Raw genomic sequence first — 26,775 nt, 5'->3', positions numbered from 1 at the left:
GCCATCGATCATGCCCTGCGGCGAGGGGCGGCACCAGGCGCGGCCCCGGAGGCGGCAACAACCTGCCATCACCGCCGGATCGGGCGGGCGCGGCGCGAGGCTGGCTTCATGACGACAGAAATGATCACGCCCACCACCTGGCAGCTCGGCGACCGCACGGTCAACCGCATCGGGCTCGGCGCCATGCGGCTGATGGGCATGCCATGGGACGAGAAGCCCCGTGAGCGCGGTTCGGCGCTCGCCGTGCTGCGCCGGGCCGTCGAGCTCGGCGTGAACCACATCGACACCGCCGCGTTCTACTTCACCCCCACCCGCTCGGCCAACGAGCTGATCAGCACCGCCCTGCAGCCCTACGCCGACGACCTGGTGATCACCACGAAGGTGGGCCCGGCCCGGTCGCGGGACGGGCAGATGGAGCCGATGGCGCGTCCCGACCAGTTCCGCGCCCAGGTCGAGGAGAACCTGCGCCAGCTGGGCCGGGACCACCTCGACGTCGTCAACCTGCGCTGGGGCACCCGCATGGCGGGCGAGGGACGTGCGGCCGAGTCGGTCGCCGAGCACTTCGGTGCCCTCGCCGAGCTGCGGGACGCCGGCCTGGTGCGGCACCTCGGCGTCTCCAACGTCCTGGCCGAGCAGCTCGCCGAGGCGCTGACCATCGCGCCCGTGGTGTGCGTGCAGAACCAGTACGGCCTCACGTACCGGGAGGACGACGACCTGGTCACCCTGTGCGGCGAGCGCGGCATCGCGTTCGTGCCGTTCTTCGCCGTGGGTGCGGCCGTGCCCGGTGCGTCCCCCGCCGGCGGCGCCGACGACACCGGGCAGGCGGAGGTCGCCGCGATCGCCGCGGCGCACGACGCCACACCGGCGCAGGTGCGGCTGGCCTGGACCCTGCACCGCGGGCCGCACGTCCTGGCGATCCCCGGCACGGGCAGCGTGGCGCACCTGGAGGAGAACGTCGCCGCGAGCGCCCTGCGGCTCACCGAGGAGGAGCTGGCGGTGCTGGACGGGATCGCCTAGTCCGGTACCTGGAGGCGGGTAACCTGACCGCCGTGAGGATCGCGGTCACCGGCTCGACCGGCACGCTCGGCAGTCAGGTCGTCCATCTCCTGGCCGCGAGCGCCGGGCACGATGTCGTGGCGCTGGCGCGTCGTCCGGAGGCTGTGCCGGCGAGGTTGACCGAGCGGGTGCGGCGGTCGGGCGTGGTGACTGCGGTACGTGCGGACTACGACGAGCCGGGGTCGCTGGTGGCGGCGCTGGGCGGAGTCGACGTGCTGGTGTTCGTCTCGGGTGACGGTGAGGCGGCGCGGATGCTGGTGCAGCACCAGAACGTGGTGCGGGCCGCGGTCGACGCCGGGGTGGGGCACGTGGTGTACCTGAGCGGGGTGGACGCGGATGTGGCGTCGCCGTTCTGCTACGCGTTCACCAACGGGTGGACGGAGCGGCTGCTGGAGGGCAGCGGGCTGCCGTTCTCGTTCGCTCGCGCGTCGCTGTTCACGGAGTTCTTCGCGGCGTTCCTGCGTCCGGCGCTGGTCTCGGGTGAGCTGCGGGTCCCCGCCGGGGAGGGCCGGGTGTCGCTGGTCTCGCGGTCGGACGTCGGACGGTGCCTGGCGGCGCTGGCGCTGCTGCCGCCGAGCGGTCGGCACCACGACCTGACCGGGCCGGCGTCGTCGACCCTCGAGACCGTGGCCCAGGTGCTGAGCGGGATCGCGGGGCGGCCGGTGCGGTACACCGACGTGCCACCGCCGGCCCTGGCCGAGGAGCTGGCCAGGGCCGGCGAGGACCCGTGGTGGACGTACGCGTACTGCAGCATGTTCGCCTCGATCCGTGAGGACCGCTGGAGCGAGGCGTCGCAGGAGGTGCTGCGGCTGACGGGCCGGGCCCCGGCGTCGCTGGACGTCGTCGTCCGCGCGACCGCCTGAGCCGGCTAGCGGTACTGCGCGACGATCGGGCAGTCCATCGGGTCGGCGTGGCCCAGTCCGACGCGGTTGAGGTACTCGACGATGATCCCGTACGACTCGAACAGCCCGGTCTCGGTGTAGGGGATGCCGCGCTCGGCGCAGAACTCCTGCACGATGGGGCGGACCTGGCGGAGGTTGACGCTGGGCATCCGCGGGAAGACGTGGTGCTCGACCTGGTAGTTCAGGCCGCCCATGGCCCACGCGACGAACCGTCCGCCGCGGATGTTGCGCGAAGTGAGGACCTGGCGGCGCAGGAAGTCGATCTCGAGGTCCTTGGGCAGCAGCGGCATGCCCTTGTGGTTGGGGGCGAACGTGGCGCCCATGTACACGCCGAAGGTGGCGAGCTGCACCAGCATGAACGCCGTGCCGAGCACCGGGCCGAGGGTGAGCAGCACAAGGGTGGGGAACCCGATGAGCCGGATGCCCAGGAGCACGCTCTCGGCCGCGCGGTGCTTGATCGCCGGGGTCGTGGCGAGCGTCTGGACCGAGTTCGCGTGGAGCACCGGACCGAACAGCGCCAGCATCGGGAAGAACAGCCAGCCCTGCCGCCGGGTGACCCAGCCGAGGAACCCGGTGCGCCCGGCCTCCTCCCCCGGTACGAACACGAGCGCCCCCGTGGCGATGTCGCCGTCCTTGCCGATCACGTTGGGGTTGCCGTGGTGCTTGTTGTGCTTGCGGTTCCACCAGCCGATGCTCAGCCCCACGCCGAGGTTGCCGATGATCCGGGAGAACCACTCGTTGTGCCGCCCGGAGCTGAAGATCTGCTGGTGGCCGCCGTCGTGGGCGAGGAAGGCACCCTGGGTGAACACGACGCCGAACAGCGCCGCCACGGCGAGCTGCCACCACGTGTCGCCCAGGGTGAGCAGCAGCACGAACGCGACGGCGAGGGCCCCCGTGAAGGCGAGGGTGCGGCCGACGTACCAGCCGACGCGACGGCCCATCAGGCCCGCGGCGTTGGCGCGTTCGACGAGCTCGAAGTAGTCGTTGGTCTGCGCGTTGCGGGCCGTGCGTCGTTGGCGGGCCGGGCGGGGCGGGGCTTCGGTCGTCATGGGCGTCAACCTAGGAACCCGGCTGCGGGTGGCGCGTCCCCCGCAGGAGCCAACCTCACCCCCTACGCAGGTACCGGGTCCGGGTCCTCGACGGGCAGGGTCGCGGTGAGCTCGAAGCCGCCGTCGGGCGTGGAGCCCGCGCTGACGGTGCCGCCGAGCGCCGCGACGCGCTCACGGATGCCGGCCAGGCCCAGGCGGGCGCCGGGGGTGGGCTCGTCGTCGCGGTCGGGCGGGGTGTTCGTCACGGCAACGCGCAGCTCGTGCCCGTCGTCCGTGACGGCCACCGTGATCGCGGACCCGGGAGCGTGCCGCAGGGCGTTGCTCAGGGCCTCCTGGACCACGCGGAACGCGGTCAGGCCCACCACCTCGGGCACGGCCTCGCTCTCGTCCCGGTCGGCGCTCGCGGCACCGGCGGCACCGGCGGCACCGGCGGCACCGGCGGCACCCTCGACGCCGTCGCCCGGGTGCGCCTCCCGGTAGGTGATCGCAACACCGGACGCGCGGGTGGACTCGATGAGCCCGGTCACGTCGGACAGGGTGGGCAGCGACGCGGTGGGCGCGGTGTCGTGGCCGCGCAGGATGCCCAGCAGGCCGCGCATCTCCCCCAGGGCGCGCCGGGAGGAGGCGGCGATCTCCTCGAACTCGCGCTGCACCGCATCGTCCAGGCCGGGCTGGCGGTAGCGCGCCGTGGAGGCCTGGACGGTGATGACCGACATGCTGTGCGCGACGACGTCGTGCAGCTCACGGGCGATCCGGTTGCGCTCCTCGAGCTCACGGCGGCGGCCCTTCTCGGTGGCGCTGAGCCGCTCGGCCTGCTCCATGCGCAGCACGCTCAGGCTCCACAGGCGCACCAGCACACCGAACAGGGCGAAGCCGCCGCTGAGGGAGACCAGCACGACGCCGTTGGCGAACGCGGCCGGGTGTCCTCCGTCACTCAGCGCGGCGGGCGCCAGCACGGTCAGCATCGCGCCGGCCAGCCAGAGGGACGCCGCCCAGTACCAGGAGTGGCGCAGTGCCAGCACGAACACCGTCAGGCAGTGCGCCAGCAGCACCGTGACCGGCCAGGGCCAGGGCCACTCGGGCGGGGCCCCCGCGGTGACGACCGTCAGGGCGGCGGACCCCGCGATCGAGGCGCTCAGCCCCGCCCACGGCCAGCGCATCGCCAGGATCGTGGCGGCGCAGTTGACCAGCGTGAACGCCATCGCGGCGGCGGGGTGGGTGTCGTAGCCGGAGGCGGTGACCGGCCAGCCGACGGCGACCAGCGTGACGGCCGCGACGGAGACCAGCGACCACAGCCACACGACCTCGCGGCGCGCGATCGAGACCGCGCTGACGTCGAGCCGGGTCAGGGAGCGCAGCCGACGTCGCCGCGTCTGGGGTGGGAGATCCATCAAGCGCAGGCTATGCCGTCACCCGAGCAGGGCGCGTCCCCCGAACGAGCGACCCACCGTCATACTTTCGTCTCTCCGTTAGGTTGTCCCCATGCCAGCGCCTGCCGACGTCGCCCACGACATCCGCGTCCTGATCGTCGACGACCAGTCGATGATCCGCGCGGGGTTCGAGGCCCTCCTGAACGCGCACGAGGGCATCACGGTGGTCGGCACCAGCGACGACGGCGCCGGCATCGCCGAGGTCGTGCGCCGCGTGCAGCCCGACGTCGTGCTGATGGACATCCGCATGCCCAAGGTCAACGGCCTGGACGCCGCCCGCACCGTCATGGGCCTGCCCGGCACCCCGCCCAAGGTGATCATGCTGACCACCTTCGACGCCGACGAGTACGTCTTCTCCGCCCTGCGCGCCGGCGCCAGCGGGTTCCTGCTCAAGGACTCCCCGCCCGAGGAGCTCACCCACGCCGTCCGGATCGTCGCGGCCGGCGACGCGCTCCTGTCCCCGCGCGTCACCCGCGCTCTCATCGCCGACTACGCCGCGCGCCCGGCCGCGCCCGCCTCGGCCGACGTCAGCCTCGCCGGGCTCACCGACCGCGAGATCGACGTCATGAAGGCCGTCGCCGCAGGACGGTCCAACGCCGAGATCGCCACCGACCTGCACCTGGCCGAGCAGACCGTCAAGACGCACGTCTCACGCATCCTGAACAAGCTCGGCCTGCGCGACCGCACCCAGATGGTCGTCAGCGCCTACGAGTCCGGGCTGGTCCGGCCCGGCCGCTGACCCGGGATGTCCGACATGGGTCAGCGAGCGCCGTCCGCCCCGACGTAACGGGCCAGGTGCTCCCCGGTCAGGGTCGGCTCGCCCGCGACGGCCCGGGCCACCAGGTCGGCGGGCGTGCCCTCGAAGACGACGCGGCCGCCGTCGTGCCCGGCCCCGGGGCCGAGGTCGATGATCCAGTCGGCGTGCGCCATGACGGCCTGGTGGTGCTCGATCACCACCACCGACTTGCCGGACTCCACGAGGCGGTCCAGCAGGGCCAGGAGGTTGGCGACGTCGGCCAGGTGCAGGCCCGCCGTCGGCTCGTCCAGGACGTACACGCCGCCGTCCTCGCCCAGGTAGGTGGCGAGCTTGAGGCGCTGGCGCTCGCCGCCGGACAGCGTGGTCAGGGGCTGGCCGATCTTGAGGTACCCGAGGCCGACGTCGGCCAGGCGCGCCAGGATCTTGTGCGCGGCGGGCGTGCGGGCCTCGCCGGCGGAGAAGAACTCCTCGGCCTCGGCCACCGACATCGCCAGCACCTCGGCGATGTCCTTCCCGCCCTCGGCTGCGCCGTCGCCGGAACCGCCGAGCTTGTACTCCAGCACCGCTGCCTGGAACCGCTTGCCCTCGCACTCCTCGCACGTGGTGGCCACGGTGTCCATGAAGCCGAGCTGCGTGTAGACCACGCCGGCGCCGTTGCAGGTGGGGCACGCGCCCTCGGAGTTGGCGCTGAACAGCGCGGGCTTGACGCCGTTGGCCTTGGCGAACGCCTTGCGGACCGGCTCCAGCAGCCCGGTGTAGGTGGCGGGGTTGGAGCGGCGTGAGCCCTTGATCGCGGACTGGTCCACCACGACGACGCCGTCGCGGCCCGCGAGGCTGCCGTGGATCAGGGAGCTCTTGCCCGATCCCGCGACGCCGGTCACGACGCACAGCACGCCCGTCGGCACGTCGACGTCGACGTCGCGCAGGTTGTGCGTGCTCGCGCCGCGGATCTCCAGGGCGCCCGTGGCGGCCCGCGGGGACTCCTTCAGGGAAGCCCGGTCCGCCAGGTGCCGGCCGGTCAGCGTGCCGCTGGAGCGCAGCTCGTCGACCGTGCCCTGGAAGCACACGGTGCCGCCCGCGCTGCCGGCGCCCGGGCCGAGGTCGACGACGTGGTCGGCGATCGCGATCGTCTCCGGCTTGTGCTCCACGACCAGCACGGTGTTGCCCTTGTCCCGCAGCTGGAGCAGCAGGTCGTTCATCCGCTGGATGTCGTGCGGGTGCAGGCCGATGGTCGGCTCGTCGAACACGTAGGTGATGTCCGTGAGCGCCGAGCCGAGGTGGCTGATCAGCTTGGTGCGCTGCGCCTCGCCGCCGGACAGCGTGCCCGAGGGCCGGTCCAGGGACAGGTAGCCCAGGCCGATCTCGGTGAACTTGTCCAGCAGGTGCTGCAGGTTGGCCAGCAGCGGGGCCACGGACGGCTCGTCCAGGCCGCGCACCCAGTCGGCGAGGTCGCCGATCTGCATGGCGCACGCGTCGGCGATGTTGACGCCGTTGATCTTCGACGCCAGGGCGGCCGCAGCCAGGCGGGTGCCGCCGCAGTCGGGGCAGGTGATGAACGTGACCGCCCGGTCCACGAAGGCACGCAGGTGCGGCTGCAGGGCGTCGCGGTCCTTGGCGAGCATCGAGCGCCGCACCTGGGGCACCAGGCCCTCGTAGGTCAGGTTGGCGCCGCCGATCTTCCGCTTGGTCGCGTCGCGGTACAGGAAGTCGTGCCGCTCGGTCTCGGTGTAGTCGCGGACCGGCTTGTCGCCGTCGAGGTACCCCGACTCGGTGAAGAACCGCACCGACCAGCCGCCCGCCTTGTACCCGGGCACCGTGATCGCGCCCTCGTTGAGCGACTTGTCCTCGTCGACGAGCTCGCTCAGGTCGATGTCCGAGACGGTGCCCCGGCCCTCGCAGCGCGGGCACATCCCGCCGTGGTACGTCGCCTCGCGCACGATCTGCTTCTCGCCCGTGGACGACGTCATCACGCCGCTCGCCGTGCGGGCCGGGATGTTGAACGAGTACGCGACCGCAGGGCCGGCCGACGGCGTGCCCAGGCGGCTGAACAGCAGCCGCAGCAGCGCGTTGGTGTCGGTGACCGTACCGAGCGTGGAGCGCGGGTTGGCGCCCAGCCGCTCCTGGCCCACGACGATCGCCGTCGTCAGCCCCTCCAGGAGGTCCACGTCCGGGCGCGACAGCGACGGCATGAGGCCCTGCACGAACGCGCTGTACGTCTCGTTGATCATCCGCTGCGACTCCGCGGCGATGGTCGCGAACACCAGCGAGCTCTTGCCCGAGCCCGAGACCCCGGTGAACACCGTCAGCCGGCGCTTCGGGATCTCCAGGTCCACGTCCCGCAGGTTGTTCTCCCGCGCGCCGTGCACCCGGATCAGGTCGTGGCTGTCCGCCGGGTGGGTTCCGGACGGCGGCGCGTCCGTGCCGGCAGCCGTGCGGGCGGTGGTGCTGGTGGCTGTGCTCGCCGTGTTCATGCTCGGCCTTCCGTGTCGGTGGTACCGGAGGCGGACACCAGCACGCGCCGGGTTTCCTCGGACGGTCCGGTGTCAGTCAGCTCGGTGTCAGCTTGCTCGGTGTCGGTAAGGCGGGGTTCGGCCGCCCGGAGGTAGGCCGCCAGCCCGGGGACGCACACGGCGGCCCGGTCAGAGCTGCTTGATGCGGACGGTGTTGCCGGCCGGGTCGCGGAACGCGCAGTCGCGGAACCCGTACGGCTGGTCGACCGGCTCCTGCATGACCTCCGCGCCGCTGGCCTGCACCCGCTCGAACGTCGCCTCCAGGTCGGTCGCGCCCAGGATGACGGCGGCGTACGTGCCCTTGGCCATCATCTCGGCGACCGTGCGGCGCTCGTCCTCGGTGACGCCCGGGTCGGCCCCTGGCGGCGTCAGCACGATCGACGTGTCCGGCTGGTCGGCCGGGCCGACCGTGATCCAGCGCATGTCGCCCCGCCCGACGTCGAGGAAGACCTCGAAGCCCAGCGCGTCCCGGTAGAACGCCAGGGACGCCTCCGGGTCGGTGTGCGGCAGGAACGTCTGGTGGATCGTCAGGCCCGTGCTCTTGCTCGTCTGTGTGCTCATGACGATCACGCTAGGTCCGGACCCGGGGGTCGCGCTTCTCGATTCCTGACGGGCCTGGTCACCTGCTTGGCGATGCACGCCGGCAGGCCCGCGGTGTCGACCTGCGCGCCCGCGAGCACCGGGTCGGTGCGATACACGCTCGGCGGCACCCCGACCAGCTCGGTGAACCGCGTGCTGAACGTGCCCAGCGACGAGCAGCCCACCGCGAAGCAGACCTCGGTCACGCTCAGGTCGCCCCGGCGCAGGAGCATCATGGCGCGCTCGATCCGCCGGGTCATCAGGTAGCTGTACGGCGACTCCCCGTAGGCGGCCTTGAACTGGCGCGACAGGTGCCCGGCCGACATGTGCACCCCGGCCGCGAGCGCCGCGACGTCCAGGGGCTGGGTGTACTCGCGGTCCATGCGGTCGCGGACGCGGCGCAGGAGCGCGAGGGTGCGCAGGTGCTCGGTGTCGTCGGCGTTGTTCGTCACGCACGTGATGCTGCCATGTCGCGCCGTCCTGCTCGCGCCGTCCTGCTCGCGCGGCGCGGCCGACCGGCAGGAGGCGACCGGCGTGTCAGTGGGTGAATGTACGTTGACCAGATGCCTCCACCGTCGCGAGATCGGTCGCAGCACGATGTGTTCGCCCTGGCCCTGGCCCTGGAGAGATTCGACGTGCGGCTGGCCGGTGGCGCGTCGCCCGCCGACGCTCGTTCGGCCGCGGGGATTCATCGTGTCGAGCTGAGGGGTGGTGGGCGTGCGTACCTGAAGGTCACCGCGGCCGCCGTCGGTCGCTCCCGAGCCGAGGCGGAGCGGGAGCTGAGGTTCTACCGCGGTGCGGCACCTGCCGCCCCCGTGCTCACGCCCGCGCTGCTGGACACACTGGTCGTCGACGAGGGCGTCGCGCTGCTGCTGGAGGACGCCGGCGAGCAGCGCGACGCCGCTGCCTGGTCCCGGGATCGGTGGCGGGCGCTCGGCCGCGACCTGGCCCGGCTGCACGGGATGGCTCTACCGGCGGGCGACTGGGCACGCCCGGACGACCTGCTGTCGGCGCTCGCGGTCCCGGACCTCGGTCCGGTCCTCGAGTTCTGGTCGGGTCATCTTCCGCGGCTCGACGACCTGCTGGCCGACCGGACCGCGCTGGGTGACCGCCTCGGCACGGTGCCGCCGGTGTTCGTCCACGGTGACTGTCACACCGCGAACGTCGTGCACCGCACGGCCGGCGGGCACGACGTCCTGGTGTTCTGCGACTGGCAGGCGGCCGGCGTCGGGCGGGCGACCTCGGATCTCGCGTTGCTCAGTGTCCGCGCGACCCCCTCGGGTGCTCGTGTCCCGGCTGTCCTCGTGGAGGAGTACCTGGTGGAGCGGGCGCGGGCGGGAAGCGCACGAGACGGCACCGAGTTCCGGAGACTGCTGGCCCTGGAGGAGCTGGCCGTCCTGGTCTTCCAGTGGCCGCCGTACGCGGCGTACAACGGTCCGGCCGCGGTTGCCCGTGTCCGGCGGCGGGCCCGGTATCTCGCGGCCCGGTATCTCGCGGAGCGCGTCAGCGGCTGAAGAACTGGAGGTAGTTGGTGTCGCCCCAGCCGTTGTCCGCGCCGTCGGCCTGGTGGCTGACGGCGACGGGGCCGCGGGCGTTGACCGCGACGCCGAACGTGGTGCCGTTGAAGTAGCCGCCGACGGCGACGTCGTTCCGGGGCGTGCTGGTGCGGTCGAGGGTCACCAGACGGGCCTTGTTGCTGCTGCACGCGGTGCTGCCGGAGTCGGCGACGACACCGAGGGCGACGTAGGAGCGGCCCGCGGGCGCCATGCCGAGGCCGAGGTTGATGCGCTCCCGGCAGCGCACGGGCACGGTGGTGGGGAAGGTCTTGGCCCATACGGTGGTGGTGGGGCCCCAGCCCTGCGTGGTCGAGGTCTGCGCGAAGTGGCGGGTGCGCACGGACAGGTAGCGACCGTTCCGGTAGGGCCAGACAACGCGGGTGTCGGTGGTGCCCGCGGCGAGCTCGGCGTCCCGGCCCACGGCGAAGGCGTAGGCGGGCGTGGAGCTCGTCGTCTGCTGCCGCCAGAGCTTGTCGCCCGCGGTGATCGTCTCGCGGCCCTGGCCGTCGGTCACGATGCGCGGCGCCCCGCCGACGGGCGAGACGGTGCCGAGGGTCTGCGGCGCGGTCCAGGTGGTGGCGCCGGGGCGCAGCACGGTGCGCCGGACGGCCTGGGTGGTGGTGCTGGTGGCCTCGGCCCAGACGACTGTCACCTTGGACGCGTCGTTGACGGTCGCGGCGAAGTACCCGTTCTCGGGCACACCGGTGACCGGAAGCGTCGTCCAGGTCCCGCCCCGCGGGTGGAGGCCCGCCATGAGGCCGTCGGGAGCACGCCAGACGACGACGGCGTCGCCGTCGGCGTTGGTGACGAAGCTGGTGGCGTGGTCGAGCTCGCCGATCGTCTCGGGCGCGGTCCACCGTCCGCCGACGAACTCGCGGGACACCAGGAGCGGGTCGGGCCCGGAGGAGACGGCGATCCCGTACGCGCCGGGCCCGGCGTTCACGCTGCCGCCGTACCCGGGGATCTCGGTCGGGGCGGGCCAGGTCCCGTTGTACGTCGAGCCCAGGCTGATGGTCTCGAGACCCTCGCCCGGCACGGGGTGCGCGACCGTGTGCACCCGGCCGGACTGGGAGACCGCCGCCGACCACGTGCCGCCGCTACGCTGCGTGGGCCAGCCGGGGGCGGGATCGCCGGGCGCGGCGTGTGCGGGCAGGGGTGCCGCCGCCAGCACCAGTGCTCCTGCCAGGGCGCCCACGATTCGTCGTCGCATCCGGGCTCGCCTTCCTCGGGGCTTCGTCGTCCTGTCGGCGGTCTTCTCGGCGGTGTTCGTGGTGGTGTTCGTGGTGGTGTTCTTGGTGCTGTTCCCCGCCGAGGTTAGCCCGGGCCGCTCCCGTGCGGACCCGTGGGACCGGGTGAACTCGGCGGGGTCCACCGCAGGAACACCACACCAGCTCCGTAGGAACGCCGCAGGTCGGAGCCCCCGCTCGGGAACAAATCGGGCCTCGTCGCACGTTATGGAAGCAGCAATGAGCAACTGTCCGATGTCTGTGGCCCAGGGCTCTCCCCAACCCCTGACGTGCGTCGGCGCACCCGAATCTCCCTGGCTCGACATCCCGGTCCGCGAACCCGGTCCAGCACCCTCTCAGGGCGCTCCCGGTGATCCTGGATCGGCTCGCGCGATGCTGCTCACCCGGCCCCCTACGTATGGAGGACCACGTGACAACACCCGCCCCACTCCTGCGTCCCGTTCCCGACTCCCCTGACTCCTCCGACGGCGCTCGCGGCCGCGCCCCGGAACCCGTACCTGACCGTGTCGCCGACCACCGTGCCGACCACCGTGCCGTCCAACCGGCCAACCACCCCGCCGGCCCGCTGATGATCGTCGTGGGCGGTGTCCCGGGCGCCGGCAAGAGCACGCTGCTGGCCAACGTCGCCGCGGACGTTCCGCGCGCGGTGGTGCTCGACCCCGACCGCTACCGGCGTCGGATCGCCGCCCGCCTGCCGTCCTGGGCGCCGTACGGCGCGTACCGCTGGGTGGCGCACACCCTGCACGCCGTCGCGACCGTGCTGAACCTGCTGGCGGGGCCCCGTTCCGGCCGGCCCCTGCTGGTGCACGACACCGCCACCCGCGAGCACCGTCGGGAGCTCCTGGGCCTGCTGGCGCGGCTGTGCGGGTGGGACCCGGTGCTGGTGGCGGTGGACGTGTCGCTGGCGGAGGCGCTGGACGGGCAGCTCGACCGGGGCCGTGTGGTGCAGCCGGACGAGTTCGTGCGGCACTGGGAGCGGTGGACGGCGCAGCGTTCGCTGCTCGCGGCGGCGGCCGGCGGGCCGCGGGGCCCATGGTCCGCGGTGCACCTGATGGAGCGGTGCGACGCGTTCGGGCAGGTGCGTGACCTGGTGCGGCGTCGTTCGGTCGTGGTGGCGGCGAGCCGCCCGGAGCCGGCTCTGGACGGCGGCGGCCGGGCCGCCAACCCCTGCGCGGCGTAGCCGACCAGCCGACGCTCACATCCCGGTCAGCAGCGCCTCCCGGAGGCTGTCCGGCAGGTCGGGCGGGACGTCGGGCGGCACGGCGAGGGCGTGCAGGGCCCGGCTGAAGTAGTTCCGGGCGGCGGCGGCCAGCACGACGTCGACGATCTGCCGGTCGGTGAGCCCGAGGTCACGCAGCCGCCGGGTGTCCTGCTCGGTCAGCGCGGTCGAGTCGCGGCTGATGCGCTCGGCGAGCTCCATGGCGGTGACCTCGAGCTCGCTGAGCCCGGCGGCGTGGTAGTCGAGGGCGATGCGTTCGAGCTGGGTGTCGTCGAACACGGTGCGGGACTTGCGCCCGTGGGCCAGGCGGCAGGCCTGCGACCGCAGGGCGCCCGCGGCGGCGAGGGTGACCAGCTCGTACAGGCGCAGGCCGATGCTGGGCACGATCGCGCCGGTCAGGTCCTCGAACGCGCGCTGCGCCTGCGGGTTGGCGGCCATGACCCGGGTGTGGCTGGGCACGTAACCGAGCTCGCCGAGGTCTCCGGCGTACCCTTCGGCCCAGGCGCCGGTGGCCTCGGCGGGCTCGGGCGTCCTGATGATGGTCATGTTCGCAGCGTCCCACCGCCGTCGTCGGCCCGACAGCCGGCCGGCGGGTGAGATCGGCGCCCGCGGATCTCACCCGCCGGTGGCCGCGGTCATCGCGTTCGCACCCTCGCCGGACGTCAGCCGGCGCGCCAGCCGAGCGGCGGCGCCACGTGCTTGACGATGTTCTCGATGACGTGCGCGTTGTAGTCGACGCCGAGCTGGTTGGGCACGGTCAGCAGGAGCGTGTCGGCGGCCGCGACTGCCTCGTCCTCGCGCAGGTCCTCGACCAGCGCGTCGGGTTCGCCCGCGTACGTCTTGCCGAACCGGGCGGGCCCGGTGTCGAGGTGGCCCACCTGGTCCTCGCTGTAGACCTCCATGCCGAAGTACTGCCGGTCGCGCTGGTCGGTGATCGGGAAGATGCTGCGGCTGACGGACACCCGCGGCTCGTGCTCGTGCCCCGCCTCCGCCCACGCGTCCCGGAACCGCTGGATCTGCTCGGCCTGCAGCCGGTGGAACGGTACGCCGGTGTCCTCGGTGAGCAGCGTGGACGACATGAGGTTCATGCCCTGGGCCGCCGTCCACTCGGCCGTCGCACGGGAGCCGGCGCCCCACCAGATGCGCCGGCGCAGCCCGTCGGAGTGCGGCTCGACCCGCAGCAGGCCCGGCGGGTTGGGGAACATGGGGCGCGGGTTGGGCTCGGCGAAGCCCTCGCCGTCGAGCAGCTCCAGGAACCGGGCGGTGTGCTCGCGGGCCAGGTCCGCGCCGCCGGCGTCCTTCGGCGCCGGCTCGTACCCGAAGTGCCGGTAGCCCTCGATCACCTGCTCGGGTGACCCTCGGCTGATGCCGAGCTGCAGCCGGCCGCCGGAGATCAGGTCCGCCGAACCGGCGTCCTCCGCCATGTACAGCGGGTTCTCGTAGCGCATGTCGATCACGCCCGTGCCGATCTCGATGCGGCTGGTGCGCGCCCCGATCGCTGCCAGCAGCGGGAACGGTGAGGCGAGCTGTCGCGCGAAGTGGTGCACGCGGAAGTAGGCGCCGTCGGCCCCCAGCTCCTCGGCGGCCACGGCCAGGTCGATCGACTGGAGCAGCGCGTCCGACGCCGAGCGGGTGCCCGACTGCGGATGCGGTGTCCAGTGACCGAAGGACAGGAACCCGATGTTCTTCACGCTGACCTCAACTCCCCCGGGGTGCTCGTCCCGTCCCGGGACGGTACGACCGTTCCCGAACCGTTATCGGCATGCGGGCATCGTTTCGAGCCCGTCGGACGTCTCTATCAGTGTGAGCAACAACGACGCCTTCCTCGACCGCACCACCTCCGCGCAGCCCGACCACTTCTACGGTCGCACCCAGCCGGAGACCGTGCGCTGGTGGATCCCCCTGGTGGCCTCCACCGGCGCGCTGCTCGTTCTCGTCCTGGGCACCGCTGCCGTCGTCAGCGGCATCGTGAACTCGACGATCGGCAGCATCGGCGGCTGACACTCCCGACAGGCCCTGCCCGACGGCAAGGCCCGAAGGAGACCGAAGGACCCTGCCGGACGGCGGCCACCGCCGCCCGGCAGGGTCCTTCGCGCAAGGCGCGCGGGCGCTCACACCTGCTTGCGCACCGCGTCCGCCACGGCGTCCGCGACCCGGTGGTCGAACACGCCCGGGATGATGTACGCGCTGTTCAGCTCGTCGGGCGCGACCACCTCGGCGATCGCCACGGCGGCCACGCGCAGCAGCTCCGTGGTGATGTCCGTGGCGCCCGTGTCGAGCAGCCCCCGGAACAGGCCCGGGAAGGCCAGCACGTTGTTGATCTGGTTCGGGTAGTCGCTGCGCCCCGTCGCCACGACCGCCGCGGACTCGGCCGCCTCCAGCGGGTCCACCTCCGGGGTCGGGTTGGCCAGCGCGAACACGATCGCGTCCTGCGCCATCTGCGCCACGTCCGCACCCGACAGGATCCCGCCCGCCGAGACCCCGACGAACACGTCGGCGCCCTTGAGGCCCTCCTGCAGCGTGCCCGAGAAGCCGTCGACGTTGGTGTTGTCCACCAGCCAGCGCCGGTGCGGGTCGTCCGTGACCACGCCCGGGTGCAGCGCGCCGTCCCGGCCGAACGCCACGATGTGCCGCGCCCCCTGCGCCTTGAGCAGCCGGATGATCGCGTTGCCCGCCGCGCCGACGCCGGACACCACGATCCGCACGTCCGCCAAGTCCTTGCCCACCACCTTCAGGGCGTTGACCAGCGCCGCCAGCACCACGATCGCCGTGCCGTGCTGGTCGTCGTGGAACACCGGGATGTCCAGCTCCTCGCGCAGCCGCGCCTCGATCTCGAAGCAGCGCGGCGCGGCGATGTCCTCCAGGTTCACGCCGCCGTAGACGGGCGCGATCGCCTTGACGATCCGCACGATCTCGTCCGTGTCCGTGGTGTCCAGGCACACCGGCCAGGCGTCCACCCCGCCGAACTCCTTGAACAGCGCCGCCTTGCCCTCCATCACGGGCAGCGCCGCGGCCGGGCCGATGTCGCCCAGGCCCAGCACCGCCGTGCCGTCCGTGACCACGGCGACCGTGTTGCGCTTGATCGTCAGCCGGCGCGCGTCCTCGGGCTTGTCCGCGATCGCCAGGCACACCCGCGCCACCCCCGGCGTGTACGCGCGCGACAGGTCGCGGCGCGTCTTGAGCGGCACCTTGTTGGTGACCTCGATCTTGCCGCCCAGGTGCATCAGGAACGTCGAGTCGCTCGACTTGAGCACCTCCGCGCCCTCGACGGCGTTCACGGCCGCCACGACCCGCTCACCGTGCTCGGCGTCGATCGTGTCGCACGTGACGTCCACGACCAGGCCGTGCGACGTCGAGTGCGCGATGTCCACGCCCATGACCGCCGCCCCGGCGTCGGCTACCGCCGCTACCACCGTGCTCGTGGCGCGCTGTGAGGCGGCCACCTCCACGCGCAGGGTGATCGTGTAGCTCGGGCTCGGCAGCGACATCGTCGTTTCTCCTCGGTCCTCCGGCCCTCGTCGGCCGGCACAGGCGCACGGGCGTGCGCGCACCTGGAGATTCCTACCCCCAGGACGTGACGTGCGCCACACGAGCCCGGCATGCGGACGGCGCACCCGCGAGCGCCCCGCAGGATGGTGGCGTGAAGATCTCCCCGGACTCCCCCGCCCGCGACGACGTGCTGCGCCTGCTCGACGAGCACCTCACCGACATGTTCGCCACCTCCCCGGCGGAGAGCGTGCACGCCCTGGACCATACGGCGCTGCTCGCCCCGACGATCACCTTCTGGACCGCCCGGGACGAGGACGGCGTCCTGCTGGGGTGCGGTGCGCTCAGCGAGATCAGTGGGCACGGCGAGATCGGTGGGGCCGGCGAGATCGGTGGGCACGGCGCGCGGCCGGAGGGCGAGATCAAGTCGATGCGCACCGCCGCCCACGCGCGCGGCCGCGGCGTCGCCTCGGCGCTGCTCGACGCCGTCCTGGCCGAGGCAGCGCGGCGCGGGTACGCGCGCGTGAGCCTGGAGACCGGGGCGCAGGACTACTTCGCGCCCGCTCGCCGCCTCTACGCCCGGCACGGGTTCGTCGGATGCGGGCCGTTCGGGAGCTACGCCCTGGACCCGCACAGCGTGTTCATGACCCTGGAGCTGCAGGCCGGGGAGCTGCAGGCCGGGGAGCTGCAGGCCGGCGGGCTGCCGGTAGCCGACCCGGGCGGCTCGGCTACCGCAGGAGCCCCCGCAGGTTCGTGATGCGCACCTCGTCCAGCCCGGCGTACCGCAGGTAGGCGACCGGGTCCAGCTCCGCCAGCCACTCCAGCAGGGCCGCACGGCGCTCGCCGACGCGTTCGTCGAGCTGGCGCGCGGTCCAGGTCTCGCCGCGGTGCTGTACCCAGGCGCCGCGTTCGACGTCGTAGGCCACGCCGCCGCCACGGTGCGTGGTGCCGCGGAACGCGCGCTCGTAGTCCTGCGCGATCGCCTCGTGCTCCACGCCGGTCAGTGACAGGAGCAGGGCGGTGATCATCCCGGTGCGGTCGCGGCCGGCGGCGCAGTGCACCAGCACGGGCCCGGGGGCGTCCGCGACCACCCGGAAGACGCCGCCGAACAGGTGCGGGTACATCGCGATGTTGGGCGCGTAGGAGCGTGGATGGTCGAGCCAGGGACCGCAGGTCTCCAGGAAGTGCGGGTCGCCCGGGTCCTCGGTCGGGGTGTTGAGCGTGACGAGCCCCCGGGGCCGCACGGCGTCGGGCATGAGGTCGTGCGCCTGCTTGACCTCGGCGGGGTTGCGCAGGTCGACGACGGTCGTGAGCCCGGCGTCGACGGCCTCCGCCCACCCCGTCTGCGTCATGGGTTCGGGAGCACCCGAGCGCCAGACGCGCCCCGCGGCGGTGGTCCCGCCGTCCTCCAGCGGGAGACCACCGAGATCGCGGAGGTTGACGGCACCGTCCCAGACCTGGAGGTTCACCGGGTTGCTCATGTGCGGCATCGTGGTTGGGGGTCCACGGGCAGGTCAACGGGTAGAACTGCCCGTGGACAGCGCGACCTGGTCAGACGTCCACCTCAGGCGCCGAGGTCGACGACGACGAGGGCGTAGTTGTCTGGCGAGCCCGCCGTCGCCGGTCAGGACGAGCCGGTCCCCGGGCCGGACCTCGGTCGTGGCCAGGTCGGGTCCGGCGTCGGAGTGCCCTCCGGTCCCCGCCGGGACGAGCGCCCGGTTCAGGAGGCTGCGGTCCTCGTGGGAGCGCGCCTCGTCCTCGGTGAGCCGGCCCTCCTCGATCAGCGCTGCGACCACGGTGTGGTCCCGGGTGAGCTGCTCGGCCCGGCCGTCCCGCACGAGCCACAGCCGGGAGTCGCCGACGTGGGCGCTGAACAGCGTCGAGCCGACCAGGAGCGCGGCGGTGACCGTGGTGCCGAAGTGCCTGGGATCGGCGAGCGCGGCCGCCTCGGCGGTGATCGTGCGCTGAGCCTCCGCGAACGCGGCGCCCAGCGCGGCCGCCGGGTCGCCGTCGGCCGCGTTCCAGGGGTGGTCCATCGTGGCGAACGCGTCGACGGCCAGGCCGGCCGGGACGGGGCTGCCGTGCGGCCCGAACCCGTCGGCGACGACGAACAAGGACTCGCCCGCGTGGAGCGCGTCCTGCTGGGCGGCGCGTGCGCCCTGGCCGAGCCGCCAGGCGCTGCGGGCCGTGAGCGTGGGGCCTGAGATCTGCATGGTGGTCTCCTTCGTGCGCAGGTGTTCGACGACGGAGGCGACGATGTCGCGGCGTGAGGCCGTGTCGGCCTCGACCTGGCGCCAGTACGCCCGCACCTGGTCGGCCGCGACGCCCACCGGCGCGGAGGCGACCTCGCGGATGCGGGCCAGGGGCATGCCGATCAGGCGCAGCCGAGCGACCAGGCGGGCCCGGTCGAGCTGGTCCGGCGCGTACCAGCGGTACCCGGTCAGCGGGTCCACCCGGGCCGGCCGCAGCAGGTCGAGCTCGTCGTACAGGCGCAACGCCTTGGGCGTCAGGCCGGACGTCCGGGCGAACTCGCCGATGCTCAGGTGCTCCACGTCGCCATCCTCGTCCCCGGCGCGGGTCGCCGGTGCTCAGGAGACTGGTGCTTCCCCCAGGGTGAAGGTCAAGGGGGCCGAGGCGCCGTTGCGTATAAGCAACAAGATGCGTCAAAGCATGCCAAGCGTCGCGATCTCTGCGAACCTGGGGGCGTTCAGTTCCAGCTCCAAGGAGTCATCGATGGCCGTCCCCACCCTGACCGCGACCCACCATCGCGCGGTCGCCACGCTGCTCAGCGCGCCCCGGCTCGCCCCGTACCTGCGGGCCTGCGGCGGCAACGTGCGCGCGGCGCTCACGCTGTACCAGTGGAACGTCGAGATGTCCTCGGCGGTCTACAAGATGTTGCACCTGGTCGAGGTCTTTCTCCGCAACGCGATCGATGCGAGGTTGCGCGTGTGGAACGCGACCCAGGTCGATCCGAGATCGGGTCGGGCCCACGGCCAGGAGTGGTTGCTCGATCCTTCACGCCTGATCGAGCGGATCGTGCGTCGCGACGAGATCGACAAGGCGACACGGCGGGCCAGGCTCGCCGTCAACGACTCGGCCGCGAGCCAGCGCGCGGTGACGCATGACGACGTCCTCGCCCAGCTGACGTTCGGCACATGGCGCTTTCTGCTCCCCGGCCGCGACCCCGGGCGGCAGCTGTTGTGGCAGGAGGCGATCCGCCAGGCCTTTCCCGGCCTGGGCCGGCCCGTACGGGAGCTCGTCCGCGACGTCGACCGTCTGCACCGCCTGCGCAACCGCGTCGCACACCTCGAACCACTGCTCGTCGTCGCCGTCGTCATCCTGCAGCTGAAGGCCGCCCGCCGGGTCCTGCGAGAGATCGAGCCGTCCGCGGAGATGTGGCTGGTGTCCCATCAGCAGGTCTCGGGTGTCGCCGCCCAGCAGCCCGCGCTTGTCCCAGAAATGCCTGACGGCCCCCTCAGCGAGAACTGAAAGGGCCGCGGCCGAACTATTAACCAGGAGACCTGCCCTGGCTTTCGTGACAAGGCTAGACCGCTCACACGACCGGCGCCAGCGCTGACGGCCCGGCTCCGCAACCGACCTGGACCAGCTGCTGCGCTTCACCGCCGCCGCGGCACCGCCACCCGGTCCAGGTCGGACGCGACCGTGAGCTCGCCGTCGAACACCGTGCGGGCCTCGTTCTCGAACTCGGCCGGATCGGTGTACCGCTGCGAGAAGTGGGTCAGCACCAGGCTGCGGACCCCGCACCGCGCGGCCACCGTCGCCGCCTCCAGCGCCGTCAGGTGCCCGTGGTCGCGCGCGAGGTTCCGGTCGCGGTCCAGGTAGGTCGACTCGATGACGAGCAGGTCCACGCCGTCGGCCAGGTCTTCGACGGCGTCGCACATCCGGGTGTCCATGACGAACGCGAACGACTGCCCGGGCCGTGGTTCGCTGACGTCCTCCAGCCGGACCACGCCCTGCTCGGCCCGCAGCGTGCCCTCCTGGGCGAGGCGTCCGACGTCGGGCCCCGAGATGCCCGCGGCCGCCAGGCGTTCGGGGACCATACGGCGGCCGTCGGGCTCGTCGAGCCGGTACCCGTACGCCTCCAGCGAGTGGTCCAGCCGGGCCGCCCGCAGCACCGCGGGGCCGTGCAGCTCCCCCGGCACGCGCGGCACGACGCCGTCCCGGCTCAGCCCCTGCAGCGCGAGCCGCTCCTGGTGGTAGTAGGCGGTCGCGTCGCACAGGTTCTCGACCCAGCGGCGGCCCGACGCCGGGAACATCACCGGCACCGTCTGCGGCACCGCGTCCAGGCTGATGCGCTGGACCACGCCGGCCAGGCCCAGGCTGTGATCGCCGTGCAGGTGCGTGATCGCGATGCGGGTCAGTGCCGTCGCGGAGATCCCCGCGTGCAGCATCTGGCGCTGGGACCCCTCGCCCGGGTCGAACAGGATGACCTCGTCGTCCCAGAACAGCACGTAGCCGTTGTGGTTGCGGGTCCTGGTGGGCACCTGGCTCGCGGTGCCGAGCGCGACGAGCTCGCGGCTCGAGACACGATGGTGGGCTGGACGCTGGAACACGCTCGCATTGTGTCCCGGAGCGCAGCCCTCGGCACGGGAAAATCTCCCGATAACGACTAGGTTCTTAACTTTCTAAAGATCACCCGCAGCCGGGCAAGACGTTCATCGGGTCGCAGCCGTAGCGCGCCTGGGCCAGCACCAGCACCGCCCAGCCGAAGCCCGCCAGCATCGCTCCGCCCACCAGGATGTTCAGCACCGGGTAGGCCCCGCCCTGGATCGCCGGGGTCAGCGCGAGGCCTGCTCCGGCAAGCAGGCAACCCAGTGCCACAATGGTGACTGGGCTGGTCAGAGCGTCGGAAGTCGAGAGCTGCAGCCACCCGAACCGATCACCCAGCAGTGTCAGCGCGACGTACGGAAGTGCGAACGCGAGCGCCGCGATGGCGCGCCAGTCCATGACCGATAACTTCGCCAGCATCATGACCTCCCCTTTTGCCCTGCCCCAGACGGTGGCCAAACACCCACCGCAAGTGTTAATAATCGGGGGGCGGTCCGCTATCTTTGGTAGTGATTTTCACAGAATCCGACATATTCGTACGATCTCCACTTTCAGGACTCTCGCGCAGATGGCACCCTGTGGCGCGTCGTAGCGCCAACGGCGGCACGGCTGTCGAGAAAGGACGCGCATGGCGAGGGACGAACGCGTGGGCAAGCCCGCGTACGCAGCGGTGTCGACCCGGATCACCGGGATCCAGCTTGCTGGGGCACGCCTGCGAGAGATAGCGGTCGTGCGCGTCGACGAGCGCGGCGGGGTGGTCGACGAGTGGTCCGCGGTGCTGCACCCCGACGGCGCCTGGATCGCGCTGGCCGACGTCGCCGCCACCCTGCGCGAGCGCCTGTCGCAGATGGCGATCGTCACGCACAACGGCCGGCTCGGCGTCGAGGTCCTGCGCAACGAGCTGTCCCACCTGGGCTGGGAGCTGCCCACGCTCGCCCAGCTCACCATCATCGACGCGAGCTACCACTACCTGCCCGGCCTGGTGCACCGCCGGCTGTCGGACTGCTGCACCGCCGCAGGGGTCCCGTACGAGGGCGGTCTGCCGAACTCCAGCCCGCTCAGCGAGGCGCGGGCCGTGGCCGGGCTCCTGGCCCGGTTCGTGCAGAGCGCGACCGGCCTGCCGGACCTGCCCGAGCTGCTGCAGGTCACTCTGCGCGCGTGGGTCTACCCGTGGCCGGAGGGGCCCACACGCACCGCCGACGCCCCGCGGCCGTGGCCCGGCCGGCGCGGTCCGGGCGTGCTGACGACGCTCGGCGGCCAGCCGCTGGCCGACGCGATCGCCGCCGTCGCCGACGTGCGGACCAACGGTTACCTGTCGCTCCTCGCGGAGACCCTCCAGGACGGGCGGCTGACGGCGGAGACCGCCGCGGGGCTGGCCGAGGCCGAGCCGCTGTACCGGCTGACGCCCGAGGCCGCCGCCGCCGCCCGCAAGGCGTTCTTCGACGCGCTGGTGCGTCAGGCGATCGAGGCCGACCGCTACCACCTGGAGGCCCGTCAGGAGCTGTGGCGGGTCGCCGACACGATCGGCTGCGCCCGGGACTCGGTGATCGAGCCGATCGTCGAGGCGACGCCGGTGGACTTCCCCAAGCTGGTGGACGAGTCGGGGTCGAAGAAGCCCACCGACGGCCGCGGCCGGGCGACCCCCGCGCAGATGCGCGCCTGGGCCATCGCCAACGGGTTCGACGTCGAGGGCTACATCCGCCTGCCCTGGTCGATCGTGCGGGCCTTCGAGGAGGCGCACGCCGAGCCGGTGGACCGCACGGTGCGCCGGACGGTGCGCGAGGAGCCGCCGGTGAACGAGCGCGCCTCCCGCCACGACTCCCGCCAAGACTCGCGGCCCGCGCTCGGCCAGGAGCTGCGGCCGATCCTGATGCCGGCTCCCCGGACCGACTCCCGGCCGCCGGTCGGCCCCGACCCGGACGAGGGCGTGCCCCAGCTCGACTTCGACCGGCTGGAGACGCCGCCGATCGGCAACCCGCTGGTCTGACCGGTCCGGCCCCCGGCGAGGTAGCCGGGGGCCGGACCCGTGCCGGCCGGCGTCAGTCTTGCTCAGTCCGGCACAGGCAGGCTCAGCTGCCCGGGAACCCCTTGGGGTTCTGGGACTGCCAGCGCCAGGTGTCGGCGCACATGTCGTCGATGGTCTTGGTCGCGTGCCAGCCCAGCTCGGTGTTGGCGCGTGTCGGGTCGGCCCAGAAGGCAGGCAGGTCGCCGGCGCGGCGCGGGCCGATCTCGTAGGGCAGCTCGCGGCCGACCGCGCGCTCGAAGGCCTTCAGCAGCTCCAGCACCGACGTCCCGGTGCCGGTGCCGAGGTTGAACGCCCGCGCGGGCTCCACCATGTCGTCCAGGTGCTCCAGGGCCGCGACGTGCCCGGCGGCGAGGTCGGTGACGTGCAGGTAGTCGCGCTCGGCAGTGCCGTCCGCCGTCGGGTAGTCGTCCCCGAAGACGGTCAGCCGCTCGCGCCGGCCCACCGCGACCTGCGCGATGAACGGCATCAGGTTGTTCGGGATACCCTGCGGGTCCTCGCCGATGTCGCCGCTCGCGTGCGCCCCGACCGGGTTGAAGTAGCGCAGCAGCGCGACCTTCCAGCCCTCGGAGATCTGCGCGATGTCCGTAAGGACGCGCTCGATCATCACCTTGGTCTGCCCGTACGGCGACGAGGAGGACAGGTGCTCGTAGTCCTCCTGGTAGGGCACGGGGGCCTTCTCGCCGTACACCGTGGCCGACGACGAGAACACCAGCTTGGTCACCCCGTACTTCGCCATCGAGGCCGCCAGGGCGAAGGTCGAGTCGAGGTTGTTGCGGTAGTACTCCAGCGGCTTCGTCACCGACTCCCCCACCGCCTTGAAGCCCGCGAAGTGGATCACGGCGTCGATCCGCTCGTGCGCGAACAGCCGCTCGGTCTTGTCGGCGTCGGTCAGGTCGAAGCCGTGGAAGGGGATCGCGCGACCCGCGAGCGCCTCCAGGCGGCCCTGCACCGAGGGCTTCGAGTTCGAGAAGTCGTCGACCACGATGACGTCGTGACCGGCGGCTACCAGGGCAAGGACGGTGTGTGAGCCGATGTAGCCGGCTCCACCGGAGACGAGAACGCGCATGTCTCCAAAATACCGGCTCGTCCGTGCGTGCCGGTCATCGGTGAGACAGGCAGGGGCAGGACAGACACTGGCGGGACAGACACTGGCGGGACGGGCGCTGGCGGGACGGGCGCTGGCGGGACGGGCGCTGGCGGGACGGGCGCTGGCGGGACGGGCGCTGGTACGTTCGCGCGCGTGACGGTTCTTGAGGCGATGCTCCTGTTCGCGCTGGTCGCGATCCCGCTGACGATCATGCCGGGTCTGGACAGCGCGCTGGTGCTGCGGACCGCCGTCGTCAGCGGCCGCAGGCACGCCTACGCCACGGCGCTCGGCATCAACGTGGGCGTCCTGGCCTGGGGCGTCGCGGCCGCCGTCGGTGCGACGGCGGTGCTTGCCGCCTCCGAGACGGCCTACCGGGCGCTCACCCTGGCGGGCGCGGCCTACCTCGCGTGGCTCGGCGGCCGGATGCTGTGGTCCAGCTTCCGCGCCGGGCGGTACGACGCGCTGCCCGACGGCGCCCTGCCCGACGCTGTGCCTGGCGCTGTGCCGGGCGTCGAGCGTTCGCCCTGGCGCTCCTTCGTCCTCGGCGCCACGACGAACCTGCTGAACCCCAAGGTCGGCGTCTTCTACCTGGCCACCATCCCGCAGTTCCTGCCCGACGGCGTGCCGCACCTCCTGATGGGCCTGCTCCTGGCGGTCGAGCACGACGTGCTCGGGCTGGCCTGGCTCGCGCTGCTGATCAACGCCGCGGGCCTGGCGAAGCGGTGGCTGTCCGGGCGCGCGATCGCGCGGGTGACGGACCGGGTGACCGGCGTCGTGCTGCTGACCCTCGGCGGGCGCATCGGCTGGAACGCGTTGACGGGACAGGCGCGGGCGATCTGACGGCCCCGCACGGACCTACCCGCGCGCGGTCTGCTCGGCCTACGCGCGCCCGGTCTCCGCTCGGACGGCTTCAGCGCGCACGGCGGCGAGCATGTCGTCCACGGAACCCGCCGGGTCGATCACCGGTGCCTGGACCCGGTGCACGGTGCCGTCGGGCGCGACCAGGAGCGTGGTCCGCTTGAGGCGGTCCGTCCCGGCTGCGCGGAACACGGGAAGGCGCAGGGCGGACGCCGCCAGGCCGTCCTGGTCCGAGGCCAGCGGGTAGGGCAGCTCCGCGTGCGCCGCGAAGGCCGCGAGCTGGTCGGGCCGCTGGGTGGACACGCCGAGCACGCGCGCGCCGGCGTCGGCGAGCGCCGCGGTGCGCCCGGCGTACGTGACGCACTCCAGCGTGCAGCCGCGGGTGCCGGGGATGTCGCTCCAGCCGGCGGGGTACCCGTCCGTATCAGGGGCGTAGGCGCCCGGGAAGAAGAACAGCACGGTCCAGCGGTCGGGATCCACCAGGGTGACGGCGCTCCCGTCCTGGGCCGTGAGCGTCACGTCCGGCACCCGCGTCCCGACGAGGGCGTGCACGCGCCGGGCCTCGGCGTCGCCGACGGCGCCCGAGACGGTGCCGTCGCCCATCACGTGGCGCGTCCCCCACTCCTGCAGGGCGACCAGCACGGGCACGAGCCCCTCGCCGCGGCGGGTGAGCCGGTAGTCGAACCGGGGCGGGTGCGCCGAGTACGGGACCCGCTCCAGGACGCCGTCGTCCACGAGCCGGCCGAGCCGCTCGGTCAGGGCGCGCCGGCTGAACCCGAGCTCGTGGGCGAGCGCGTCGAAGCGTGAGACGCCGGCCGCGGCCTCGCGCACGATCAGCAGGCTCTGCCAGTCGCCTATGACACCGAGCGACTGCGCGATCCCGCAGTCGGCGTCGGCCAGGTCCTCCTTGCGCATGCGCGCCATCCTCTCGCACGTCCTCGCCCGGGCCGCGTCGCCGGGCTCAGCCACCAACACGCGTTGCGCCGGCCGTCGTCCTTCTGCCACTGTACGCGCAGTGAGTTCCAAAATGGAACCCACTACCAACCCACCACCACCCGACCCACCAACCCACCACCACCCGACCCACCACCCGACCCACCATGACGGAGGCACACCATGACGACGACGGCCCCGACCGCCGCACGCTCCTTCTGGACCTTCTGGGCGGCCACGACGACCAGCAACATGGGCTCGGCGGTCACGAAGATCGCCCTCCCTCTGACCGCCGTCCTCGTGCTCGACGCCGGACCGTTCGAGACCGGGTTGCTCGCCGCGGCGTCCTACCTGGCCTGGATCGTCATCGGGCTGCCCGCCGGCGCGATCGTGCAGCGCTGGCCGCTGCGCGCCACACAGATCGGCACCGACCTCGTCCGCGCCGTCGCCATCGCATCGGTCCCCCTTGCCTGGTGGGCCGGCCACCTGACCCTGGCCCAGCTCTTCGTCGTGGCACTCGCGCTCAACCTCGCCGAGGTGCTCTTCTTCAGCGCGAGCACGACGTTCATCACCTCCGTGGTGCCCCGCGACCAGCTCACCAGCCGCAACTCGCTCATGTCCGGGACGCATGCGGTGACCGAGCTCGGCGGACCCTCGCTGGGCGGGCTGCTCGTCCAGCTCGTCGGCGCCGCGCCCGCCCTGCTCCTCGACGCGGTGTCCTACGTCGCCTCCGCCGTGCTGCTGCGCACCCTGCCCGAACGCCGCCAGCCGGGCGACGACGACCCGACCCCGCTGCGCCGCCGGATCGCCGAGGGCTGGCGGTTCGTCACCAGCCACCCCGTCCTGGCGCCCTGCACCTGGTGGGCGTGCGTGGTCAACACGGTCTGCGGCGCCCAGCTCGCCCTGTTCGCGATCTACCTGGTCCGGGAGCTGCACGCGCCGGCCGCCGTGGTCGGCCTGCTGCTGGCGACCGAGGGCGTCGGGGCGCTGCTCGCCGCCTGGGCGACACCCTGGCTCGTGCGGCGGTTCGGCTCGGCGCGCGTCGTGCTGTTCGACGGGCTCGTCGGGTTCGCCGCGGCGCTGCTGATCCCCGCCGGAACCGGACACTGGGGCTGGCTCTGCTTCGCCGTCGGCAACCTCGCCTTCGCGGCCAGCGTGGTCCCCGGCAGTGTCGTCACGCGCACCTACCGGCAGGTCGCGAGCCCGCCGGAGCTCCTGTCCCGCGTCATGGGCACCGTGCGCTTCGTGTCCTGGGGCTGCATCCCCCTGGGCGGCCTGATCGCCGGGGCGGTCGCCGAGACGGCCGGCACCCGAGCGGTGCTGCTCGGGTCCGCCTTCGTGATGCTCGCCGGCCCCGCGATCCTCGCGGCGAGCCCGGTGCGGCGCCTGCGGAACCTGGAGGACTACGCGAGCGAGCCGCAGCACGCCGCGGCGTGAGCCGTGCTCGACACGCCGCTCCCCGACACACCGACCCAACACACCGACCCGACACACCCAGCACGACCACGACC

The 26,775-nt window shown here is 72.7% G+C and carries 25 protein-coding genes and 1 pseudogene; 11 read left to right on the top strand and 15 right to left on the bottom strand.

Annotation, left to right across the window (positions count from 1 at the left end):
* The first annotated feature begins 108 nt into the window (after positions 1–108).
* Entirely contained in the window at positions 109–1,017 is a 909-nt protein-coding gene (locus ACIPN7_RS22355; protein WP_400547463.1) for an oxidoreductase, read from the top strand.
* 32 nt (positions 1,018–1,049) lie between these two features.
* Positions 1,050–1,919 carry an NmrA family NAD(P)-binding protein gene (locus ACIPN7_RS22350; protein ID WP_400547460.1) on the top strand — a complete coding sequence of 290 codons (870 nt, stop codon included), beginning with the start codon at positions 1,050–1,052 and terminating at the stop codon, positions 1,917–1,919.
* Between the two features lie 5 nt (positions 1,920–1,924).
* Here ACIPN7_RS22350 and ACIPN7_RS22345 read toward each other — a convergent pair whose 3' ends face one another.
* Both ACIPN7_RS22345 and ACIPN7_RS22340 read right to left on the bottom strand, forming a co-directional pair.
* Positions 1,925–3,007, bottom strand: a complete 1,083-nt coding sequence (locus ACIPN7_RS22345; RefSeq protein ID WP_400547457.1) for a fatty acid desaturase family protein — start codon at positions 3,005–3,007, stop codon at positions 1,925–1,927.
* Between the two features lie 62 nt (positions 3,008–3,069).
* A complete protein-coding gene (locus ACIPN7_RS22340; RefSeq protein ID WP_400547454.1) occupies positions 3,070–4,398 on the bottom strand; it encodes a sensor histidine kinase in 1,329 nt (442 codons plus the stop codon).
* Between the two features lie 91 nt (positions 4,399–4,489).
* Here ACIPN7_RS22340 and ACIPN7_RS22335 point away from each other — a divergent pair, with 91 nt between their 5' ends.
* Positions 4,490–5,176, top strand: coding sequence for a response regulator (locus ACIPN7_RS22335; RefSeq protein WP_400547451.1), 687 nt, complete (start codon positions 4,490–4,492; stop codon positions 5,174–5,176).
* A gap of 20 nt (positions 5,177–5,196) precedes the next feature.
* On the opposite strand, the gene ACIPN7_RS22330 is transcribed toward ACIPN7_RS22335, so the two are convergent.
* The 3 genes from ACIPN7_RS22330 to ACIPN7_RS22320 form a co-directional block, all read right to left on the bottom strand.
* Positions 5,197–7,665 (bottom strand): ATP-binding cassette domain-containing protein, encoded by a 2,469-nt coding sequence (locus ACIPN7_RS22330; RefSeq protein WP_400547448.1) that lies wholly within the window; start codon positions 7,663–7,665, stop codon positions 5,197–5,199.
* Positions 7,666–7,833: 168 nt separating this feature from the next.
* A complete protein-coding gene (locus ACIPN7_RS22325; RefSeq protein ID WP_400547445.1) occupies positions 7,834–8,265 on the bottom strand; it encodes a VOC family protein in 432 nt (143 codons plus the stop codon).
* Positions 8,266–8,270: 5 nt separating this feature from the next.
* Positions 8,271–8,735: a helix-turn-helix transcriptional regulator gene (locus tag ACIPN7_RS22320; protein ID WP_400547442.1), complete on the bottom strand. Its 465-nt coding sequence runs from the start codon at positions 8,733–8,735 to the stop codon at positions 8,271–8,273.
* A 111-nt stretch (positions 8,736–8,846) separates the two neighbouring features.
* Here ACIPN7_RS22320 and ACIPN7_RS22315 point away from each other — a divergent pair, with 111 nt between their 5' ends.
* On the top strand, positions 8,847–9,797 hold the full coding sequence (locus ACIPN7_RS22315; protein WP_400547439.1) for an aminoglycoside phosphotransferase family protein: 951 nt from the start codon (positions 8,847–8,849) through the stop codon (positions 9,795–9,797).
* Here ACIPN7_RS22315 and ACIPN7_RS22310 read toward each other — a convergent pair.
* Complete coding sequence (locus ACIPN7_RS22310; RefSeq protein WP_400547436.1) at positions 9,787–11,049, bottom strand: hypothetical protein; 1,263 nt, start codon at positions 11,047–11,049, stop codon at positions 9,787–9,789. The genes ACIPN7_RS22315 and ACIPN7_RS22310 overlap by 11 nt on opposite strands.
* Positions 11,050–11,495: 446 nt before the next feature.
* Between ACIPN7_RS22310 and ACIPN7_RS22305 the strand changes: the two genes are divergently transcribed.
* The gene (locus ACIPN7_RS22305) at positions 11,496–12,266 is read left to right on the top strand and encodes an AAA family ATPase (RefSeq protein WP_400547433.1); all 771 of its coding nucleotides are present in this window, start codon (positions 11,496–11,498) and stop codon (positions 12,264–12,266) included.
* Positions 12,267–12,281: 15 nt separating this feature from the next.
* On the opposite strand, the gene ACIPN7_RS22300 is transcribed toward ACIPN7_RS22305, so the two are convergent.
* Positions 12,282–12,851, bottom strand: a complete 570-nt coding sequence (locus ACIPN7_RS22300) for a carboxymuconolactone decarboxylase family protein (protein ID WP_400547430.1) — start codon at positions 12,849–12,851, stop codon at positions 12,282–12,284.
* Positions 12,852–12,967: 116 nt separating this feature from the next.
* Positions 12,968–13,996, bottom strand: coding sequence for an LLM class flavin-dependent oxidoreductase (locus ACIPN7_RS22295; RefSeq protein ID WP_400547427.1), 1,029 nt, complete (start codon positions 13,994–13,996; stop codon positions 12,968–12,970).
* 112 nt (positions 13,997–14,108) lie between these two features.
* On the opposite strand from ACIPN7_RS22295, the gene ACIPN7_RS22290 reads away from it, so the two are divergent.
* Positions 14,109–14,306, top strand: a complete 198-nt coding sequence (locus ACIPN7_RS22290) for a hypothetical protein (RefSeq protein WP_400547424.1) — start codon at positions 14,109–14,111, stop codon at positions 14,304–14,306.
* Positions 14,307–14,416: 110 nt separating this feature from the next.
* Here ACIPN7_RS22290 and ACIPN7_RS22285 read toward each other — a convergent pair whose 3' ends face one another.
* On the bottom strand, positions 14,417–15,793 hold the full coding sequence (locus ACIPN7_RS22285) for an NAD-dependent malic enzyme (RefSeq protein ID WP_400547421.1): 1,377 nt from the start codon (positions 15,791–15,793) through the stop codon (positions 14,417–14,419).
* 152 nt (positions 15,794–15,945) lie between these two features.
* On the opposite strand from ACIPN7_RS22285, the pseudogene ACIPN7_RS22280 reads away from it, so the two are divergent.
* A pseudogene (locus tag ACIPN7_RS22280) lies at positions 15,946–16,449 on the top strand (GNAT family N-acetyltransferase); the annotation flags it as partial.
* A gap of 70 nt (positions 16,450–16,519) precedes the next feature.
* Here ACIPN7_RS22280 and ACIPN7_RS22275 read toward each other — a convergent pair.
* Complete coding sequence (locus ACIPN7_RS22275) at positions 16,520–17,272, bottom strand: tyrosine-protein phosphatase (protein ID WP_400547418.1); 753 nt, start codon at positions 17,270–17,272, stop codon at positions 16,520–16,522.
* A 33-nt stretch (positions 17,273–17,305) separates the two neighbouring features.
* Positions 17,306–18,343 (bottom strand): MerR family transcriptional regulator, encoded by a 1,038-nt coding sequence (locus ACIPN7_RS22270; RefSeq protein ID WP_400547415.1) that lies wholly within the window; start codon positions 18,341–18,343, stop codon positions 17,306–17,308.
* Between the two features lie 181 nt (positions 18,344–18,524).
* Between ACIPN7_RS22270 and ACIPN7_RS22265 the strand changes: the two genes are divergently transcribed.
* On the top strand, positions 18,525–19,280 hold the full coding sequence (locus tag ACIPN7_RS22265; RefSeq protein ID WP_400547412.1) for a hypothetical protein: 756 nt from the start codon (positions 18,525–18,527) through the stop codon (positions 19,278–19,280).
* A gap of 128 nt (positions 19,281–19,408) precedes the next feature.
* Here ACIPN7_RS22265 and ACIPN7_RS22260 read toward each other — a convergent pair whose 3' ends face one another.
* Both ACIPN7_RS22260 and ACIPN7_RS22255 read right to left on the bottom strand, forming a co-directional pair.
* Entirely contained in the window at positions 19,409–20,365 is a 957-nt protein-coding gene (locus ACIPN7_RS22260; RefSeq protein WP_400547409.1) for a ribonuclease Z, read from the bottom strand.
* Positions 20,366–20,444: 79 nt separating this feature from the next.
* Positions 20,445–20,783 carry a hypothetical protein gene (locus tag ACIPN7_RS22255; protein WP_400547406.1) on the bottom strand — a complete coding sequence of 113 codons (339 nt, stop codon included), beginning with the start codon at positions 20,781–20,783 and terminating at the stop codon, positions 20,445–20,447.
* A gap of 205 nt (positions 20,784–20,988) precedes the next feature.
* Here ACIPN7_RS22255 and ACIPN7_RS22250 point away from each other — a divergent pair, with 205 nt between their 5' ends.
* Positions 20,989–22,347 (top strand): hypothetical protein, encoded by a 1,359-nt coding sequence (locus tag ACIPN7_RS22250; protein ID WP_400547403.1) that lies wholly within the window; start codon positions 20,989–20,991, stop codon positions 22,345–22,347.
* Positions 22,348–22,429: 82 nt separating this feature from the next.
* Here ACIPN7_RS22250 and galE read toward each other — a convergent pair whose 3' ends face one another.
* The gene (gene galE / locus ACIPN7_RS22245) at positions 22,430–23,452 is read right to left on the bottom strand and encodes a UDP-glucose 4-epimerase GalE (RefSeq protein ID WP_400547400.1); all 1,023 of its coding nucleotides are present in this window, start codon (positions 23,450–23,452) and stop codon (positions 22,430–22,432) included.
* A 174-nt stretch (positions 23,453–23,626) separates the two neighbouring features.
* Here galE and ACIPN7_RS22240 point away from each other — a divergent pair, with 174 nt between their 5' ends.
* Positions 23,627–24,313: a LysE family translocator gene (locus ACIPN7_RS22240; RefSeq protein ID WP_400547397.1), complete on the top strand. Its 687-nt coding sequence runs from the start codon at positions 23,627–23,629 to the stop codon at positions 24,311–24,313.
* Between the two features lie 39 nt (positions 24,314–24,352).
* Here the strand turns inward: ACIPN7_RS22240 and ACIPN7_RS22235 are convergent, their stop codons facing one another.
* Positions 24,353–25,246 (bottom strand): winged helix-turn-helix transcriptional regulator, encoded by an 894-nt coding sequence (locus ACIPN7_RS22235; protein WP_400547394.1) that lies wholly within the window; start codon positions 25,244–25,246, stop codon positions 24,353–24,355.
* 201 nt (positions 25,247–25,447) lie between these two features.
* On the opposite strand from ACIPN7_RS22235, the gene ACIPN7_RS22230 reads away from it, so the two are divergent.
* Positions 25,448–26,701 carry an MFS transporter gene (locus tag ACIPN7_RS22230; protein ID WP_400547391.1) on the top strand — a complete coding sequence of 418 codons (1,254 nt, stop codon included), beginning with the start codon at positions 25,448–25,450 and terminating at the stop codon, positions 26,699–26,701.
* Positions 26,702–26,775 lie beyond the last annotated feature (74 nt).

It is taken from the genome of Promicromonospora sp. NPDC090134 (genome assembly GCF_044746965.1).
Taxonomy (GTDB): Bacteria; Actinomycetota; Actinomycetes; order Actinomycetales; family Cellulomonadaceae; genus Promicromonospora.
This window is presented reverse-complemented; position numbering and strand designations above follow the sequence as displayed.